This window comes from Phocaeicola abscessus CCUG 55929 (assembly GCF_000312445.1).
GTDB lineage: Bacteria > Bacteroidota > Bacteroidia > Bacteroidales > Bacteroidaceae > Phocaeicola > Phocaeicola abscessus.
The window spans coordinates 618,637-636,634 of the sequence record NZ_HE997182.1 but is presented as its reverse complement, the minus strand read 5'-3'; the positions used below and the strand labels follow the sequence as shown (position 1 = coordinate 636,634).

Here is a 17,998-nt window from a genome sequence, read left to right as displayed (position 1 = left end):
TGTCTTTCTCGACATCGATAATAGGGGCGATGAGTTTATATTTGGGCAGAGGACTGAAAAGGTACTTCGCCTTCAACTGGAAAGATGCGTTTATCGGACTCAGTTCGGCAGCTCTTCTTTGGGGGATGTTTTATGTGGGGAATTGGTTGTCTTCGCTGATGTTCAGCTTCGCCGAGGCGCAGGTCGATTCGATATACGCTTTGAAAGAGGGGAGTGATAAATGGTTGTTGGGTGCGCTCCTTTTCTTTTTAATAGGCCCTGCTGAGGAGATCTTTTGGCGAGGGTATGTGCAACAACTTCTCGAGGAACGAAAAGGGAAGCAGTTCGCCCTTGTCGCAACTTCGACAGTGTACGCCCTCGTCCATCTCTGGTCGTTCAACTTCATGCTGATCATGGCTGCATTAGTGTGTGCTCTGTTTTGGGGACTGCTGTACATGTACCACAAAAATCTCCTCACACTGACCCTTTCTCATGCGATGTGGGATCTGACAGTATTCGTGCTATTCCCCATATAAGAATTCTTCCAAAGAACTCGTAAGTAAAAACCTGGAACTCGAGCGGTTCGCGCGATAGACCTGTAGAACATTCTGCTATAAAAAACAGAGCAAATTAACTTACTATCAAATAAAGAATTAACTTTGCTCTTGGGATAGCTTATAATATAATACGATGAAGGGTCCTCATTTCCTTACTGCTTCCGAACTTTATACCGACAGGGATTTCTCCAAATTCTATCGGAAGTACTACTTTCGATTTGTGAGGTATGCTTACTATTATGTCAGCAATATTCCTGCTGCCGAAGATATTACGCACGATGCGCTCCTCTATTTCTGGGAGCACAAAAATCTGTTGAAATTCACTACGGACGAAATGTTAAACTATATCCTGAAATCTATTAAAAACGGATGCCTCAACTATCTCAAACATGGAAGACTCCAAACTGATTTTAATAAAGAAAACAAAGGATTGGAAAAATGGGAAGTAGCTATCCGCATTCAAACTCTAGAAGATGAAGAATACGATACAATCTTCACGAAAGAGATAATGGATATCGTCATGAAATCGCTATCGGAGCTCCCGGAACGAACCCGTAAAATCTTTATCTTGCACAGGATGCATGATAAGTCGCGGAAAGAAATTGCCAACCAATTAGGAGTTACCGTCCAGAATGTAGATTATCATATCCGCAAAGCTACGGATTATTTACATATGAAATTGAAGGATTACATCCTGATTCTATTGCTTTTCATGAATTAAAAAACGTTAAATCTCCGTTCTTCCTTTTGGTTCCGGGCTATTTCAATTGCTTGTATAGGTAAAAAAGGAAGAATACTATGCAACTAAAACCAGATACGCTCCATCGTTATTTTTTAGAACAATCCACTCCAGAAGAAAAGGAAGCTATTCGGAAATGGCTGGAAAATGACGAAGCCCATAAAAAAGAATTCATTCGCGAGCGGATTCATTTCGACGCCATTATACTGACCGATGAAAACGACATGGTCGGCATCCCTCGTAAGGTTATTCCGCAATGGATAAAATATGCGGCGACCATTGCGGCGACCGTATTAATCCTGTTATTGGGTTTCAACAGATATCATGTCATTCCATTCGAGAAAATGGCAAGTACGAGCCAGACTATCCACGTTCCGGCCGGTAATTATGCTACGGAAATAACCTTACCGGACGGCACAAAAGTCTGGTTAAACGCCAATTCTACTTTCAAGTATCCCTCTTTCTTCGACAATGACGTCCGAAAAGTCGAACTCGATGGGGAAGGATATTTTGAAGTCGTAAAAGAAGCGGAAAAACCATTCATCGTACACACGGATAAATATGACATAAAAGCCTTAGGAACCAAATTCAGCGTAGAAGCCTACTCTGCTAATAGAAATTTCAAAACACTGCTTTACGAAGGCAAAGTCTTCGTATCGAACGTCAACCGTACGGAGAATATCGTACTGAAACCCAATCAAACCGCCCAACTTGTAGACGACAAGTTGAATATATTGAATAAAGCCGATGTAAACAGCATTCAGTGGAAAGACGGCATCATCTATATTGACAACATCTCGTTTGAAAGTATCATGAAACTCTTTGAAAAATACTACGACAAAAAGATTATCATCAATAATAAAAAAGTAAAAGAGACGGGATACAGGGGAAAATTCCGAATATCGGACGGAATAGAACATGCACTCAATGTACTTCGGAAAGATTTTCCCTTTTCGTATAAGATAGAAAGAGAATCCAATCAAATATTCATTAATTAATCTTTTAAACCAGGACGCCTATGGAATAAATACTGAAAAACACACGAAAAAAGAATCGGCGATTGTTCCCGCAATCACCGATTCAGCAAGTACATTTAATAAAAAACATACTTTAATCTTAATAGCATTGCAAAGATATGAAAAACATTTCATTACCTCATGTTTTTTCAAGAAAAACAAGGGATCGACAAATTTGTAGAATTATGAAACTGACAGGCTTCTCCTTATTCTTCTCCGTCTTTTTCGCCTATGCCGGGAACATGCATTCCCAAGAGAAAAGAGTCAGTTTAGACTTGAAAAACGTACAATTAGAAAAGGTACTCAACGAAATCGAACATCAAACGGATTATCTGTTTATCTCTAATTTGAACATAAATCTGAAACAAAAAGTATCTATCAGTGTAAGGAACAAATCCGTAAAAGAAGTTCTGAGCGAGCTTCTAAAGCATACCGATATAACATTCTCGATCGAGGGAGTGAACATCATTCTATCTGAAACGATAGAAAATCGTACCCGGACCCAGCAAACAGGGAATATCATCACAGGGAAAGTGGTAGATAGCAAAGGGGAGCCGATTATCGGTGCCAATGTGCTAGAGAAAGGCACTGCGAACGGTACCATCACCGATATGGACGGTCATTTTTCCTTGAACGTCGGAAAAGAAGCGATATTAGAAATCTCGTACATCGGCTATCGGAGCATCGAAATCACAGTAGGAAACAAAAAGGACCTGGCAGTCACGTTAAACGAAGATACGGAAGCGTTAGACGAAGTGGTGGTGGTAGGATACGGAACGCAGAAGAAAGAAAATTTAGCAGGAGCTGTAGCGACATTGAAGGGAAAAGAAATTTCATCTGTAGCGACGTTCGATGCGACCAATGCCATTTCGGGACGATTGCCCGGCGCCTTCGTTACCCAAAATTCCGGTGAACCGGGTAAAGACGAGGCTAAAATCCTCATCCGCGGTCGGTCTACGTTGGGAAAGAAAGACGATATCAACCCGCTCATCGTAGTAGACGGTATTCCCGATAGGAGCCTGTATGAAATTGATCCCAACGATATCGAAAACATATCCATACTAAAAGATGCTTCTGCGGCAATCTACGGGTCAAGGGCTGCCAACGGAGTCATCCTCGTCACGACGAAGAGCGGAACGAACAAAAAAGCCACATTAAATTACCAATTTTATCAAGGGTTCAATAAGCCGACCATCCTTCCTAAAACGGCCGATGCGGCAGAATATGCCCAATATATAAGCGATTATCAGGATTATGAAGGGCTGAGCAGATTATATTCGGATAGGGATATCGAATTGTATAAAAGCGGAGAAGATCCTTGGGAACATCCCAACACAAATTGGATGACAGAATTGGTAAGGGATTGGACTACCGAATCCCGGCATAATCTTTCCATCAGCGGAGGATCTGATAAAATCAGATATTACGCTTCGTTCGGATATAAAAACAACGAGGCTATCTATCAGACAAAATCTGCCAGATACAAACAATACAACTACAGGATAAAGCTCGACGTCCCGATCATTAATTGGATAGAAACTTCGATTCTGTATAGTGGCTATGTCACGATAAAAAAATATCCGACGACCGATACGAGCCAATTATTCGGTTGGGCCTCCTTGGTCGTCCCGACCACCCCTGCCTATTGGCCTACAGGAGAACCCGGACCCGATTTTGAGGCAGGCGTGAATCCCGTGGTAAATACCAGTTTCGAAGCAGGATACGACCAGACGGATAATTACAAGAATGAAGCTACGTTCAAAGTATCGATAAAACCTCCCATGATAGAAGGTTTATCCATAGACGGTTTCTTTAATTACGACGTCAATCACCAGAATAACAAAAAATTTAAAAAACCATGGACCCTGTATTATCCCAAATATGAAACGGCAAAAAGAAATGCAAACGGATTTATAACCAGCATGGAATTGGAAGCCAGACTTCGAGGACTCGATTCTCCCGAATTGACGGAAGAGAACGCCAGAACAAAACGAAAGATGTACAATGTGAGCCTCAGCTACGGCAGAACTTTCGGAGACCATGCCCTCCATCTCTTCGGTGCTTACGAACAGTTCGACGAAGACTTTTTCGATTTCGAAGCCTATAGAAAATATTTCATATCCGATTTAGTGCAGGCCTTGGATGCTGGCGGAGAAAAAGACAAATCGAATAAAGGAAAAGTCAGCATATATGCACGGAAATCTTGGATCGGAAGATTGAATTACAGTTTTAAAAGCAAGTATTTGTTAGAGTTTATTTTTAGACGGGACGGCTCATTGAAATTTCCTCCTTCTAAAAGATGGGGCAATTTCCCTGCCATTTTATTAGCATGGCGCACTTCGGAGGAAAAATTCTGGAAAGATCATCTCTCTTTTATCAATTATTTCAAATTGAGAACTACTTACGGAACGATGGGAATGGATCCCGGAGACCCCTTCCAATATATCAACAAGTATGCCTTAGATGCCGGCGTAACCTTAGGAACGAATAAGGATGTAGTCACTAAAATTTATCAGTCGGTATTGGCAAATCCCAACATTACGTGGGAAAAACAAACGACCTATAACATCGGTTTCGATTCTCGATTTTTGAATCAAATGTTTTACCTGAATACGGAGTTCTTCTATAACAGGCGTTCCGGTATATTGGTAAAAAAAAATGCGTCCGTCCCAAGTTTCACCGGACTTTCGCTACCAGACGAAAATATCGGCATTGTGGATAATAAAGGTATCGAAATTGACGCCGGTTTCAATAATTCGTTCGGTCAATGGAATCTAGACATATCAGGGAACTTAAGTTGGGTGCGCAATAAAGTGAAATTCATGGATGAACCGGAACGATCCGTCCCCTGGCAACAAGTCACCGGACATCCTTACGGTTCGAAACTGCTTTATCATGCGATCGGAATCTTTAAAACACAGGAAGAAGTGGATGTCTATCCGCATTGGTCGGGTGCTAAACCGGGCGACGTGATTTTCGAAGACGTCAATGGAGACAAAGTCATCAATGCGGACGATAGGATCCTAATGGAGAAAACCGATGCTCCCGAATTGTTCTACGGAATAAAAATCGGCGTACAGTATAAAAATTGGAGTCTGAATCTATTGGGACAAGGACAGGGGACTTTTTATCGAAGCACCATCACAGGAAATAGAGGAATCGGACAAAATGTATTCAAATGGATGGCCAACGGCTATTGGACTCCGAAGAATAACAAGGTCAATCAGCCTCGGCCCTTCCATCGAGCGGATCAATACTGGTCGTATCTCAGCAATGACAATTCATACTGGTACGACAACATGGCCTATTTCCGCTTGAAGAACGTTACGCTCTCGTATAGTATTCCTAAAAGTTTATTGAGTCGTTTTTACATCTCGCAGGCCAACATTTTCTTGTCGGGAAATAATTTATGTCTGTTATACTCGGCTCAGCGGAACTATGATCCGGAAGTAGGAAATCCTCAAGGCTATCCGGCGATGAAAACTTATTCCGTCGGACTTAATGTTACTTTCTAATAGTACAAATACTTTATTATTCTGAATGATATGAAAAGACATCTATATCCTATTTTTATCGTTATCTCATCGATGGTAATGATTTCGTGTGAAGACGTATTGGACAGAGATCCTGTGGATTCCTTCAACGAAGAATCGCTCTTCAAAGACATCAATTTGGTCGAAGCGTTTCTCTATCAATGTTATGATCAAATCGGGGGAGACCATGAGAACGTACTGGGAATGAAAGAAGATTTATTATCTTCTTCTACAGACGAACTGCTCAATATCCATAGGGCCGGTCAGGTGACTTTTACAAAGGGGACATTGACTTCCAGTTATCTGGGACATTTCGGTGGCACAAGCGGAGTACGTTACAATTTTATTCTGTGGGACGACCTCTATAAAAATATAAAGAACGTAAATATTTTATTATCCGGCATCGACAATGTGCCTGTTAAGTCCAAGTCTGATGAAGAAAAGATCGGACAAATAAAAGCGGAGGCCTATTTCATCCGCGCTTTCGACTACACCAATTTGCTTAGAGCTTACGGCGGACTGATTATTTCCGATAAGCGATATAACCTCGATGACGATTTTTCGACGATTACCCGCTCTTCGTTGCAAGAAACGTTGGATTTCATCTTAACCGATATCGAGAAAGCCATCGCCGGATTGCCCGTAAAAGGACAGATCGCTCAGGGACGTGCCACCAAGGGAGCTGCGGCTGCGTTAAAGTCGAGATTGCTGAGCTTTGTTGCCGGTGAATTGACCAACGGCGGTTATAAAGAAGCGGATTCGTTCGTCTCATTTATGGACAACAATCGCAAAGAGCGTTTACAAGCCTCCCAAAAGGCGGCGAAAGATATTATGGACGGGAAATACGGAGCTTACGCCTTATCCGGTTCCACTTCCGAACCTCCCGCCGCTATGAGCGAAGAACAGGTGATGGAATATGCCGATAACTACGCGAATATTTTCTTGCAAAAAAACGCCTGGAACGACGAAGTGATCTTCGGCGTACAATATTTGAATAAACAGGGAAATAGAGCCCGAAATAACCTGTATTGGGGACCGAACGGATATAATTGCTGGGGGAACAATGAACCGACAGAGGATTTGGTAAGAACGTACGAGATGAAAGACGGTTCCGCGTTCAAATGGGATAAATACAATCCCGGAGAAACGAATATAAGATCCTATACGAAAGAGCAACAACTCGGCGATCCAGAGGTCAATCCTTATATGGGCAGGGAACCTCGCTTTTATGCATCTATCTTGTTCGATGGAGCACCTTGGAGAGAAAGAGCGGAAACCGACGACAAAGTCGAAATCGGAGCAAAAGTAAAAAGCGCCGGAAAAAGGCTGGTCGGGAAAAATGTGACGGAGCTGATGAATGAGATAAAAAACCTCGAGGCGGTCACCGTAGGAGGCAACGATTCCCGTTCGGCGGCCAACCAAGCCTGGAACGGAACCAAAACAGGTTATTATCTGAGGAAAATGCTCGACATAGGAATCAACGGCGAAACGGATAATAACGAAAACGCCTGGATTGAAATGCGATACGCAGAGGTACTGTTAGATTACACGGAAGCTTGCATCGAACTCGGAGAAATCGCAGAGGGACTAAAAACATTAAATCTGGTGAGAAACCGCGCAGGATTGCCGAGTCGGGCATTGATTGCGACTCAGGAACAAGCCAGAGAATGGTATAGACACGAAAGGCTGATCGAAATGATGGGCGAAGGAGACAGATGGTATTGCATCAGGAAGTGGATGATTTGCGATAAAGTAATAAAGAGTTTCAGCCCGACCCACATCTATCATTTCGAAGACGGTGTTTCGTTTTACATCTACAATACTACTACATGGGCCGATTCAAGAGAATGGAAAGACAGGCAATATTGGCTTCCCATCGCTATCGAAGAAATCAATAAAGCCCCAAAATTACGACAAAATCCAGGTTATTAAACACATTAAATTTTACATATTATGAAATACTCAAGAAGAAACTTTTTAAAAGTAGCTGGTGCCGCCACGATAAGCAGTATGATACCCGCTACCCCTACCATTTCGGCGGAATCGTCGCGGTCGACCCACAGCAATACCTTAAAAGTCGGTCTAATAGGTTGCGGCGGACGAGGAAGCGGAGCAACCGAAGAAGCGTTGAATGCGGATCCAAATGTCGTATTGACGGCAATGGCGGATGTTTTCGACGACCAACTGGAGACATCCTATCGAAGGCTAAAAGAAAAATTCCCTCAGAAAGTGCAGGTCTCGCCCGATAAGAAATTCATCGGGCTGGACGCTTATCAGAAATTAATCGACTCGGATGTGGATGTGGTCTTGTTAGCCGCTCCACCGGCTTTCCGACCGGATCACCTGGAATACGCCGTGAATGCCGGCAAACACCTGTTTTGCGAGAAACCCTTCGCCGTGGACGGCCCCGGTCTCCGTCGAGTAATTATGGCAACCCAAAAGGCGAGAGAAAAACACCTGTCGTTGATTTCCGGATTCTGCTGGCGGTATCATCTGCCTAAAAGAGAAACTTTCAATCGGATAATAAACGGTCAAATCGGAGAAATACTTACGGTAGAAGCCACCTACAATACCGGAGAGCTCTGGTTCAAAGAACGCCGAGACGGATGGTCGGATATGGAGTACAAACTTCGGAACTGGCTCTATTATAACTGGCTGTCGGGAGATCATATCATCGAACAGGCCATACACAGTTTGGATATGTTACAATGGGGAATGGGCGACACATTGCCCGTTCGAGCCACCGGTTCGGGAGGCAGACAGAAGAGGGTCGACAAAAAGTTCGGTAATGTCTACGATCACTTTGCCGTGACATATGAGTATCCCAACGGGACAAAGGCCTATTTCTCCTGTCGACAACAAAACGGAACGTCACCTTCCTACGGCGTCGAATTCGTAGGGACGGACGGCAAATGCATCGTAGACTGTCGTACCGGCGTCCATGAAATCAAGGGCTCCCATCCCTGGATATATCAGGATGAAACGAAGTTTACGGACGAAAATGCTTACCAAAAAGCGAAGTCGAGAGGTATGTATCAACTGGAGCACGACGAACTATTCGCCTCCATCAGAAATAATCAGCCGATCAACGACGGCGACTGGATGACCAGATCCAATTTGATCGCACTGACAGGAAGGATAGCCGCCTATACGGGACAGACCATCACGTGCGAGCAGGCCCTTTGCTCTACGGAAGCGTTGTTCCCCGGACCCGTCTCCTGGGAAACGACATACGATTTGCCCATTGCTATCCCCGGAGTCTCATCATTTAAATAGACAAAAGATGAAAAGGAGAAAATTTGTAAAATCCGCCGCTCTTCTGACAAGCCTGTCCATGATGCCGGACAGCATGAATGCATCGATGCTTCACTTCCGGGAGAAGGCTAAAAGCAGCATCAAAAAATCGCTCGGTTACGGGATGATCGCCGGGAAGTATTCATTGTTAGACAAATTTAAAATGGTAAAAGACATCGGATTCGACGGGATAGAATTCAACAGTCCGCTGGAATTTCCCGTCTCGGAACTGATCGAAGCAAAAGAAAAGACAGGCATCGAACTTCCGAGCACGGTCAATAAGGATCATTGGGCCAAACCGCTCTCCCATCCGAATGCTGACGTTAGGCAGGCGTGCATCGCATCGGTTGCCCAGTCGTTGGAAGAGACTAAAATGCTCGGGGGAGACACGGTGTTGGTCGTACCCGGAGTCGTCAACGAGCACATCCCTTACGAACAAGCTTATAACCACGCGTTAGCTGCTGTCAGAGAATTGATCCCCAAAGTGGAAAAAACCGGGGTCAAAATCGGCTTGGAAAATGTATGGGGTAATTTTATTTTGAGCCCGATCGAAGCCCGACGATTTGTGGACGAAATCAATCACCCGTTGATCGGCTGGTATTTCGACATCGGCAATATCTTACGCTATGGATGGCCTGAACATTGGATCGCCACGCTGAATAAGCGAATCTTTAAGTTGCATGTCAAGGAATTCAGCCGGGACATCATGAATAAGAAAGGATTGCGCGAGGGCTTTCAGGTCGAATTGTTGGAAGGCGATAACAATTGGCCCGTAGTCATGAGAGCGTTAAACGACATCGGCTACGAAGGCGGATGGATGACCGCCGAAGTAGACGGTGGCGACAAGGACCGTTTGAAGAAGATATCGGAACGAATGGATCGGATCCTATCCTACGTCCGAATTCACTCCGTTTAAATCGTTTACTTCGCCGACCGCGTTCGAAGAACCGAAGCACAACCCCGACCCGATGGAACTGTCGGGGTTCGTTCCATGGCGGCAGGGTTGTCGATTCGCTCCAACGTCTGTCCTCTAAAGGGCGAATCCCCGATAGGAATTGCTTCTTCGTGCACGTCAAACGAAGGCGATAACCGGCATCTCCCTCTTTTCATCCCTCCTACGGGACGTATTCCCTTCGTCGGCGGTATCTTTTCCCTGTTCGGTTTAGGGGTCGAAACTTCTCGATCGTATTACCAGCATAACCAGGCTGTCGCCCGAACAGTAACTGAAACGAGAAACCGAAGTACGTCACCGTATATCCATCACACGAATGTCGAACCTTAAAATTATATGTAAAAGTATGAACGTTCTATCTGGTTACAAAACGTGGAAACATTTCTTGCGCGGTATGAAAATGACCGCTTTGCTGCTATTCCTTTGCGTCGGTTCGGCTTCGCCATCTGGAAGGTATTCGGATGGCGTGCTCACTCCCCGAGCGGAGGAATCGTGTGATGCGAACGGGAGAGAATCCGTCGATCAGCATCGCCGCATACGTGGGAAAGTCGTAGATTCTTCGGGCGATCCCGTCATCGGTGCCAATGTGCTGGAGAAAGGCACTGCGAACGGTACCGTCACCGACGTGGAGGGCAACTTTGTCTTGACAGTCTCCGACCACCCGACCCTGGTGGTTTCTTATATTGGCTATACCACCGTTGAAATCAGACTCGGAGATCGGCAAATCGTAAACATCGTCTTGAAAGAAGATGCGGAAGCATTGGACGAGGTAGTGGTGGTGGGATACGGCTTCATGCAGAAGAGGGACTTGACCGGTGCAGTTTCTCAAATCAAAGGAGATCAACTCTCGAATTTACCGCTTCGCAGCGCATCGGACGCCTTACAGGGAAAAATAGCGGGCGTGACCGTAACTGCCAATTCCGGTAGCCCCGGCGCGCTGGGCGATGTCCGCATTCGCGGTATAGGGACGCTGAACGGCAACGATCCGCTCTACGTGGTAGACGGTTTACCGCAAGGCGGCATCGGTTGGCTGAATGCCCACGATATCCAAAACATAGAGGTATTGAAAGACGCTTCCGCCCAGGCGATCTATGGGTCGCGCGCGGCCAACGGCGTGATACTGATCACCACCAAGCGCGGAGAAAAAGGAGATACGTACGTGACGAACATTGAATTCGACGCCAGCGTCGGTTTCCAATCGGCCAACAAAGAATACGACATGCTGGATGCGGAAGGCTTCATGGAATATAAGAACAGAGCCTATACCGCCGCAGGCAAAGAATTGATCTCAGACTTCTCCACCCCGGAGAAAAGAGAAACGATCTTGAATTTCCTCTCCAAGAATAGCGGAAGACAAGGGACAAATTGGTGGAAGGCCATTACCAACAGCCCGTCCGAAGCGCTGAACCAAAATTATCACATCGCTTTCTCCGGAGGAATGAATAAATGGAGGTATCGAAGCAGTTTCGGCTATATGGATCACCAAGGACTCGTAAAAGGTTCCGCATACAAACGTTTAAACGGCAGATTGAATGTAGATGCAGAGGTTAAGAAATGGCTGGCTCTCTCGGCCAACGTGAACGTATCGTACGAAGAGCGGAAAAACATCGACGAAAACAATTCGTACCAAGCTACGGTCTTCACCGCCGCCGCCGCCGACCCGATCACTCCCGTATACCGCGACAAGCTGGTCGACGTACCGGAATTCTTGAAAGACAGGATTTACGATTCCTACGAACCCACTAATCCGTGGTCGAAGTATACCGGCGTATTGTACTCCAACAAAAACAATCCGGTCGCTCAAGTCCATCGCGCCGGCTTAAATAAATGGCACGGAACAGCCACCAAAGTCGGCTTATCCGGCGACTTTAAAATAGCCCCTTCCCTGACTTTCAAATCGAGCATATCGATCGATTTGATCCGCGATCAATCCGACGGATTCACTCCCAAATACTATTTGGATGGCGATGAATACAGTTCGTACGCTACGGCAAGCCGCTTTCTGTCCAACACAGATTATTGGGTCTTCGACAATTATCTGACATACATTCAAAAATGGGGCGAACATCATGTCACGGCAATGGCAGGCACCTCTGCCGAAAAAAACCGTTACGAATACATCGGCGCATCTAAACAGGGCATGATCAACAATGAAAAGGGACAGCAAATCATCGATGCCGGCACATTGAATCCCGCCGCAAGAGGTTACTATACCGTCAACACCTTGAATTCATACTTCGGCAGAATATTTTATTCCTACGCCAATAGATACCTGTTGACGGCGAATGTTCGATACGACGGCTCTTCGCAATTCGCAGCCGGGCATCGGTGGGGAATATTTCCTTCCATATCCGGAGGTTGGAATTTCTCCGAAGAACCGTTCATGAACGGGATAAAAAAATGGCTTTCGCAAGGAAAAGTCAGAGTAGGTTGGGGCGAAATTGGCAATCAGACCATTCCCGGAGGAGCTTATCTGAACCTGTTTTCCAATAGCGATTACGTACTGTTCGGCATCAATAATCCGCAACTCTCCGGAAGGAGGAGTCAAGTGGGCAACGAAGACTTGAAGTGGGAGACCACCCGGCAGTTCGATATCGGGTTGGATTTATCGTTCCTCAACGGATCGTTGAGAGTCTCTTTCGATTATTACAATCGCAAGACCGACGACATGTTGGTGCAAGTCCCCGTTCCGGCAGGCTTGGGATTCCCCAACATCCCTTGGGTGAATGCCGGAAGCATTGACAACCGAGGCTTTGAAATAACCGTCGAATACGATGGAAAAATCAATGATTTCGGATACATGATCCATGCCAACGTATCGACCTATAAAAATAAGGTGACGAACCTGGGCAGCGATGCCAATATCCCCGGAACAGACGTGCACCTGGGCTATTACACCTACACGATGACCGAAGTGGGAAAACCGATCGGGTATTACTACGGTTATAAAACGGATGGCGTGTTCCAAACGCAGGAAGAAGTGGCTAACTATGTCAACAACGGACAACAGATCATGCCTCATGCCAAAGCCGGAGACTTGAAGTTCGTCGACCGGAATAAGGACGGCAAGCTCGACAATAACGACAGGACGATGATCGGCAATCCCCACCCCGATTTTACCTTCGGACTGACCTTAGGAGGGCAGTATAAAGGATTCGATCTCATCGCATTCTTCCAAGGGTCGGTAGGCAACGACCTCTTAAACATCTTAAAGTATGACCTGTACGGCGGCGTAGGTTGGTACAACGCTCCCAAAGATATTTTGACGACATTCTGGAACGGGCCGGGAAGCACGAATAAAAATTTCGCCATCGACGCGGATAGCAGATTGAACAGGGAAATGTCCGACTGGTTCATAGAAGACGGATCGTACGTACGCTTGAAGAATCTGCAATTAGGCTATACCCTACCGGCTTCCAGCACTCGGAAGATAAATGTAAATAAGCTGCGCGTGTATGTGGCAGCACAAAACTTATTCACTATCACGGGGTATTCCGGATTGGATCCCGAGATTGGCGAATTCAATAAGAATCCCCGGTACAAGGGTGTCGATATGGGATATTATCCCCAACCTCGCACGATCCTGTTTGGCGTCAATATGAAATTTTAAAAAGAACATCGTATGAAAACATCTCTATTCAAGTATTTAGGAACGGCCTTACTCACCCATATCTTCCTTTCAAGTTGTACGTCCGAATTCTTAAATCGCCGTCCTCTCGGCTCAGTGGACGAGTCGGTGTATTTAAATTCGGAAAACGGCGGATTCAAACTGCTTATCAACTGCTATACGCCTATTTTAGATCACTGGAACTTTCAACAAATGAGATTCGATATGGGAGACCAGCTCACCGACGACTGTATGAAAGGAGGCTCGGACGCCGCCGATAGAGTGGTTGTTACGGAAGTGAGCAGGGGCAATCCTCCCGCCACCAGCAGCCTGTTGAGAGACTTATGGAATCACCGATATCAAGCCGTTTCGTGCTGTAACGTATTCCTGGCGACAGTAACGCCCGAAACGAAAGTCATCGCTACGGGCGGAACCATCGTACCCGAAGCAGAGATTCTGCGCTGGATCGCCGAAGCCAAATTTCTGCGCGCCTTCTATTATTTCGACTTAGCTGTGATGTTTCAGAATATCCCGATTATCGACCGTCCGTTAACCGCTACCGAAAAGCGGCAGATCTCGAAGTCGGACGGAAAGGCCGTCAAGGAATTTATCCTGAGCGATTTGAATGCAGCCGTATCCGAACCGAATCTGCCTGCTGCCGCTCAAATTCCGGAATCGGAATTCGGCAGGGTTTCCAAAGAAGCCGCGCTATCGTTCAGGGCGCGGGTTAAAATGTTTTTCGGAGATTACGAAGGCGCCTTGCCCGATTTGAAAAACGTGATAGAGAGCGGTTCATTCGATTTGGTAAACGACTATGAGACGCTCTTCAACAGCGTGCCGAAAGGTTATATGTCCGACGAAGCGATCTTTTTGACTCCCCGGGCCTATATCCCCAATTATACCACGGGAAGCGTCGTCCCGCAAATGTGTATCGGACGCAATACCACCGGAGGATGGGGAGGAGAATGTCCTACGAGGAATTTGGTCGACGAGTATGAAATCGGCGATCCGCGCCTGACGCACACCGTGATGTCGTCCGGAGATATCTTCTATAAAGGCGACGGCGTTACGACGGAACTCCACGACTACTCCGGTTACGACGATTATTCGCTCCAGCACAACCGGAAATTGTGGGTGGATTATTCCAGAAGGCCGGATGGAGATCTGATACATACGGATTGGTCGTTCTTCCACATCCGTTATGCCGACGTCCTGTTGATGTACGCGGAATGTTTGATCGAAACCGGCGGCGATAAACAATCGGCGGCAGACATGATCAACAAGGTGCGTCGTCGAGCCTTCGTAACCACCTCTTCCACGGATTCGTATGCCAAGTACAGAAAGTTTAATATCCCCGAAAATCAAAAGGTAACGGAAAAAATATTCGATGAAAAATATAAAGTGAAGCTCTCCGACGACCTGCGTGCCGCCGTCAGGCACGAACGCAGAGTAGAATTTGCAGGCGAAGGACTGCGCCTCTACGATCTGTTGCGCTGGAAAATATTCGTGCCGACCATGCAAGCTTTCGGGCGGACGGACGAAGGTGTCTACAGCGGTACGGGGACCAACGTAACGGATAAAACCTGGCCTTACCCGATCCCTCAGACGGAAATCGACTATGTGGGCGGTTCGTTGACGCAGAACGAGAATTACTGACCCTCCGAAGAGGGGGAGAGGTGTCTCGCTGCAAAGAGATGCATCTCCACCCTCAAGAGGTATCATTCTCGCTCCTTTCGGCTGGTTGCCGGAGGACGCGTCGTCACGATATAAGCGCCGAGCAAAATCAGGACGGCAGCAACGGGCTTATCCCAAGTCATGGCGTCTTGCCCGATGCCCATAGCAACGAGCGAGGCTACCACCGGCTGGAGATTGGTATAGATGCTGACGGTGGTCGCACGCAAATATTTCATCGCGAAAGGAATGAGGAAGTACCCGAGCACCGTGGCGAAGAGTACGACGAACGCCATCTCCACCACGCCGTCCCAACCGAAAGCCGACGTATATAACTTATTGGAAGAAAAATCGTGCATGGCGAAAGGTACCGTCGCTACAGCCGAGATGAGGAACACCCATTTCATCTGCGTGACCGGACCGTACTTCTGCGAAACCTTTCGCGTCGCAATCAGGTAGATCGCCCACGTCAACAAACTGAGCACGGCCAGGCTGATGCCCAACAAATCGTCGGAACCGCCATTCGTCGACGATTTACCTGCAAAAATCATCAATAAAGCACCTCCGATACCCATCGCAACGCCGAGAATGCTCAACCCGGTAATAGACTCTCCGATAAAAACGGCTGCCAACAACATCACGGCCACGGGAGTCAACGCGGCGATCAACGAAAAGTAAACGGGACTGGTATAGACCAAGCTTTCTGCCGTCAACGTCTGAGAAACGACGAAGCCCAACAGCCCGCCGGCGAGAATGATCAGCAAATCCTTGGAAGCGACCTTCTCCTTGGGCAGGAAACACTGGATCGTCCAGAAGATTAGGGCGGCGAACAGACTTCGCGTGGCCATATATCCCATGGGCGTCACCCACTCATCCAACAAGATCTTGGTAACCGGCACTCCCAACCCGAAAATGACGTTTGCCGAAAGAATAGCGGCATGTCCCTCTGCTTTATGTTTCTCCATATCGTTATAACTAAAAGACGGTGCAAAGATAGGGATTATTCGCCCTTCCTGCCGTCTACCTCGAAGAAAATCGCCTCCGAAGCTCATGCGACGCCTTTAAGAAGGATACGACCGCATCATTCCTCGACAGGCATTAAATAACGTACGGGCTTGCCGGTCGATCGGGCATAAGCGATCTCTCGCCGGGTACTTTCGCCGATATAACCGCCGACGTTGATCACAAAGATTTCGTCGGCCAGATCGATCTTCCGCAGATGCATCTCGTCCAACATCTCCTTCACTCCCGGTTTCCAGACCTCCTCGTCGCCCGAATGCCCGAACAGACCGACCGAGATAACGATGTTTCCCTGGAGAGAAAGGTTCTTCTGAGCCTCCAGAAACGCGTCCTTAAAGCGGGTGCTCCCGCAAAGCGTAACGATTTTATAATCCTTGATCATGAGTCATCCTTTTATCGCAAAGCAAAATTACGGATTTCCGTCATCAAAGACGAAGGATCGTGCTTTTTTCGCAAAGAATTTCCCCGTTTGGCAGAAAGGAATTATCTTTGCCGCAAATAATCATTTATAAACACATACCATGGAATTAGAAGCAATTATAAAACAATTTCCACAGATAGGCCAAACAGCGGAAATCAAGCCGTTGACTTCCGGATTTATCAATCGGACCTACGTAGTGGTTTCCGAAAATCCTGCAGCACCCGATTATATCCTCCAGCGCATCAACCACCAAGTGTTCCGGAACATCGATTTGCTGATGCACAACATCGAAACGGTGACACGGCACGTCTACGATAAGCTGAAAGCCGCTCATACCTCCGATATAGACCGCAAGGTGCTCCGTTTCCTACCTACGACCGAAGGGAAGATCTATTATTTCGACGGCGAAGGGTATTGGAGAGCCTGCCTTTTCATTCCGCACTCGAAGACGTTGAATGCGGTCACTCCCGAGACATCTTACCTCGTAGGACTGAAATTCGGCGAATTCGAATCGATGCTGGCCGACGTCCCCGAGAAATTAGGCGAACCCATTCCCGATTTCCACAACATGGAGCTGCGTCTGCGGCAATTGCGCGAAGCGGTTACCGCCAACCCCGTCGGACGACTGAACGAAGTACGGTCCATCGTCGACGACATCGAGAAAGACGCCAAAGAGATGTGCAAGGCGGAGGAACTCTACCGACAGGGACTGCTGCCCAAACGAATCTGCCACTGCGATACCAAGGTCAGCAACATGCTTTTCGACGAGGAAACCGACGAAGTGCTCTGCGTCATCGACCTGGACACCGTCATGCCGAGCTTCGTATTCTCCGACTTCGGTGATTTCCTGCGCTCGGCAGCCAATCCCGCTCCGGAAGACGAGCCCGACCTGACGAAGATCCGCTTCGATATGGAAATCTTCCGCGCATTCGCCAAAGGGTATCTCGAATCGGCTAAATCATTCCTCACCCCCATCGAGATCGATAACCTGCCCTATGCGGCCACCCTATTTCCGTATATGCAAGCCGTACGTTTTCTGGCCGATTACATCAACGGTGATACGTACTACCAGATCAGATACGAGACACATAACCTCGTGCGCACGAAGGCGCAATATCAACTCTTTCGGGAGGCTGTAAAAGCCGTGCCCGCCATGAAAGCGTATATCGAAAGCATTCGATAATACGCCGTTTGCAGCCTGTCGGCAAT

The 17,998-nt window shown here is 46.9% G+C and carries 12 protein-coding genes; 10 read left to right on the top strand and 2 right to left on the bottom strand.

From position 1 onward, the window contains the following. The first annotated feature begins 29 nt into the window (after positions 1-29). The 9 genes from BN102_RS02515 to BN102_RS02475 all read left to right on the top strand — a co-directional run bounded on the left by BN102_RS02515 (position 30) and on the right by BN102_RS02475 (position 15,333). Positions 30-515 (top strand): CPBP family intramembrane glutamic endopeptidase, encoded by a 486-nt coding sequence (locus BN102_RS02515; protein ID WP_198006538.1) that lies wholly within the window; start codon positions 30-32, stop codon positions 513-515. 154 nt (positions 516-669) lie between these two features. Next, positions 670-1,257 carry an RNA polymerase sigma-70 factor gene (locus BN102_RS02510; RefSeq protein ID WP_019207494.1) on the top strand — a complete coding sequence of 196 codons (588 nt, stop codon included), beginning with the start codon at positions 670-672 and terminating at the stop codon, positions 1,255-1,257. A gap of 77 nt (positions 1,258-1,334) precedes the next feature. After that, complete coding sequence (locus BN102_RS02505) at positions 1,335-2,273, top strand: FecR family protein (protein ID WP_019207493.1); 939 nt, start codon at positions 1,335-1,337, stop codon at positions 2,271-2,273. 203 nt (positions 2,274-2,476) lie between these two features. After that, a complete protein-coding gene (locus tag BN102_RS02500) occupies positions 2,477-5,806 on the top strand; it encodes a TonB-dependent receptor (protein ID WP_019207492.1) in 3,330 nt (1,109 codons plus the stop codon). A 30-nt stretch (positions 5,807-5,836) separates the two neighbouring features. Then, the gene (locus tag BN102_RS02495; RefSeq protein ID WP_021312206.1) at positions 5,837-7,756 is read left to right on the top strand and encodes a RagB/SusD family nutrient uptake outer membrane protein; all 1,920 of its coding nucleotides are present in this window, start codon (positions 5,837-5,839) and stop codon (positions 7,754-7,756) included. 21 nt (positions 7,757-7,777) lie between these two features. Then, positions 7,778-9,100, top strand: a complete 1,323-nt coding sequence (locus BN102_RS02490; RefSeq protein ID WP_036786952.1) for a Gfo/Idh/MocA family protein — start codon at positions 7,778-7,780, stop codon at positions 9,098-9,100. Between the two features lie 7 nt (positions 9,101-9,107). After that, the gene (locus BN102_RS02485) at positions 9,108-10,034 is read left to right on the top strand and encodes a sugar phosphate isomerase/epimerase family protein (RefSeq protein WP_036786950.1); all 927 of its coding nucleotides are present in this window, start codon (positions 9,108-9,110) and stop codon (positions 10,032-10,034) included. Positions 10,035-10,416: 382 nt separating this feature from the next. Continuing rightward, complete coding sequence (locus tag BN102_RS02480) at positions 10,417-13,680, top strand: SusC/RagA family TonB-linked outer membrane protein (protein WP_245545298.1); 3,264 nt, start codon at positions 10,417-10,419, stop codon at positions 13,678-13,680. Positions 13,681-13,692: 12 nt separating this feature from the next. Continuing rightward, complete coding sequence (locus BN102_RS02475; RefSeq protein WP_021311814.1) at positions 13,693-15,333, top strand: RagB/SusD family nutrient uptake outer membrane protein; 1,641 nt, start codon at positions 13,693-13,695, stop codon at positions 15,331-15,333. A gap of 62 nt (positions 15,334-15,395) precedes the next feature. Here BN102_RS02475 and BN102_RS02470 read toward each other — a convergent pair whose 3' ends face one another. Next, positions 15,396-16,313: a DMT family transporter gene (locus BN102_RS02470; RefSeq protein WP_019207486.1), complete on the bottom strand. Its 918-nt coding sequence runs from the start codon at positions 16,311-16,313 to the stop codon at positions 15,396-15,398. A gap of 116 nt (positions 16,314-16,429) precedes the next feature. Then, positions 16,430-16,750, bottom strand: a complete 321-nt coding sequence (locus BN102_RS02465; RefSeq protein WP_019207485.1) for a hypothetical protein — start codon at positions 16,748-16,750, stop codon at positions 16,430-16,432. 139 nt (positions 16,751-16,889) lie between these two features. Between BN102_RS02465 and BN102_RS02460 the strand changes: the two genes are divergently transcribed. Then, a complete protein-coding gene (locus BN102_RS02460) occupies positions 16,890-17,972 on the top strand; it encodes a phosphotransferase enzyme family protein (protein ID WP_019207483.1) in 1,083 nt (360 codons plus the stop codon). Positions 17,973-17,998 lie beyond the last annotated feature (26 nt).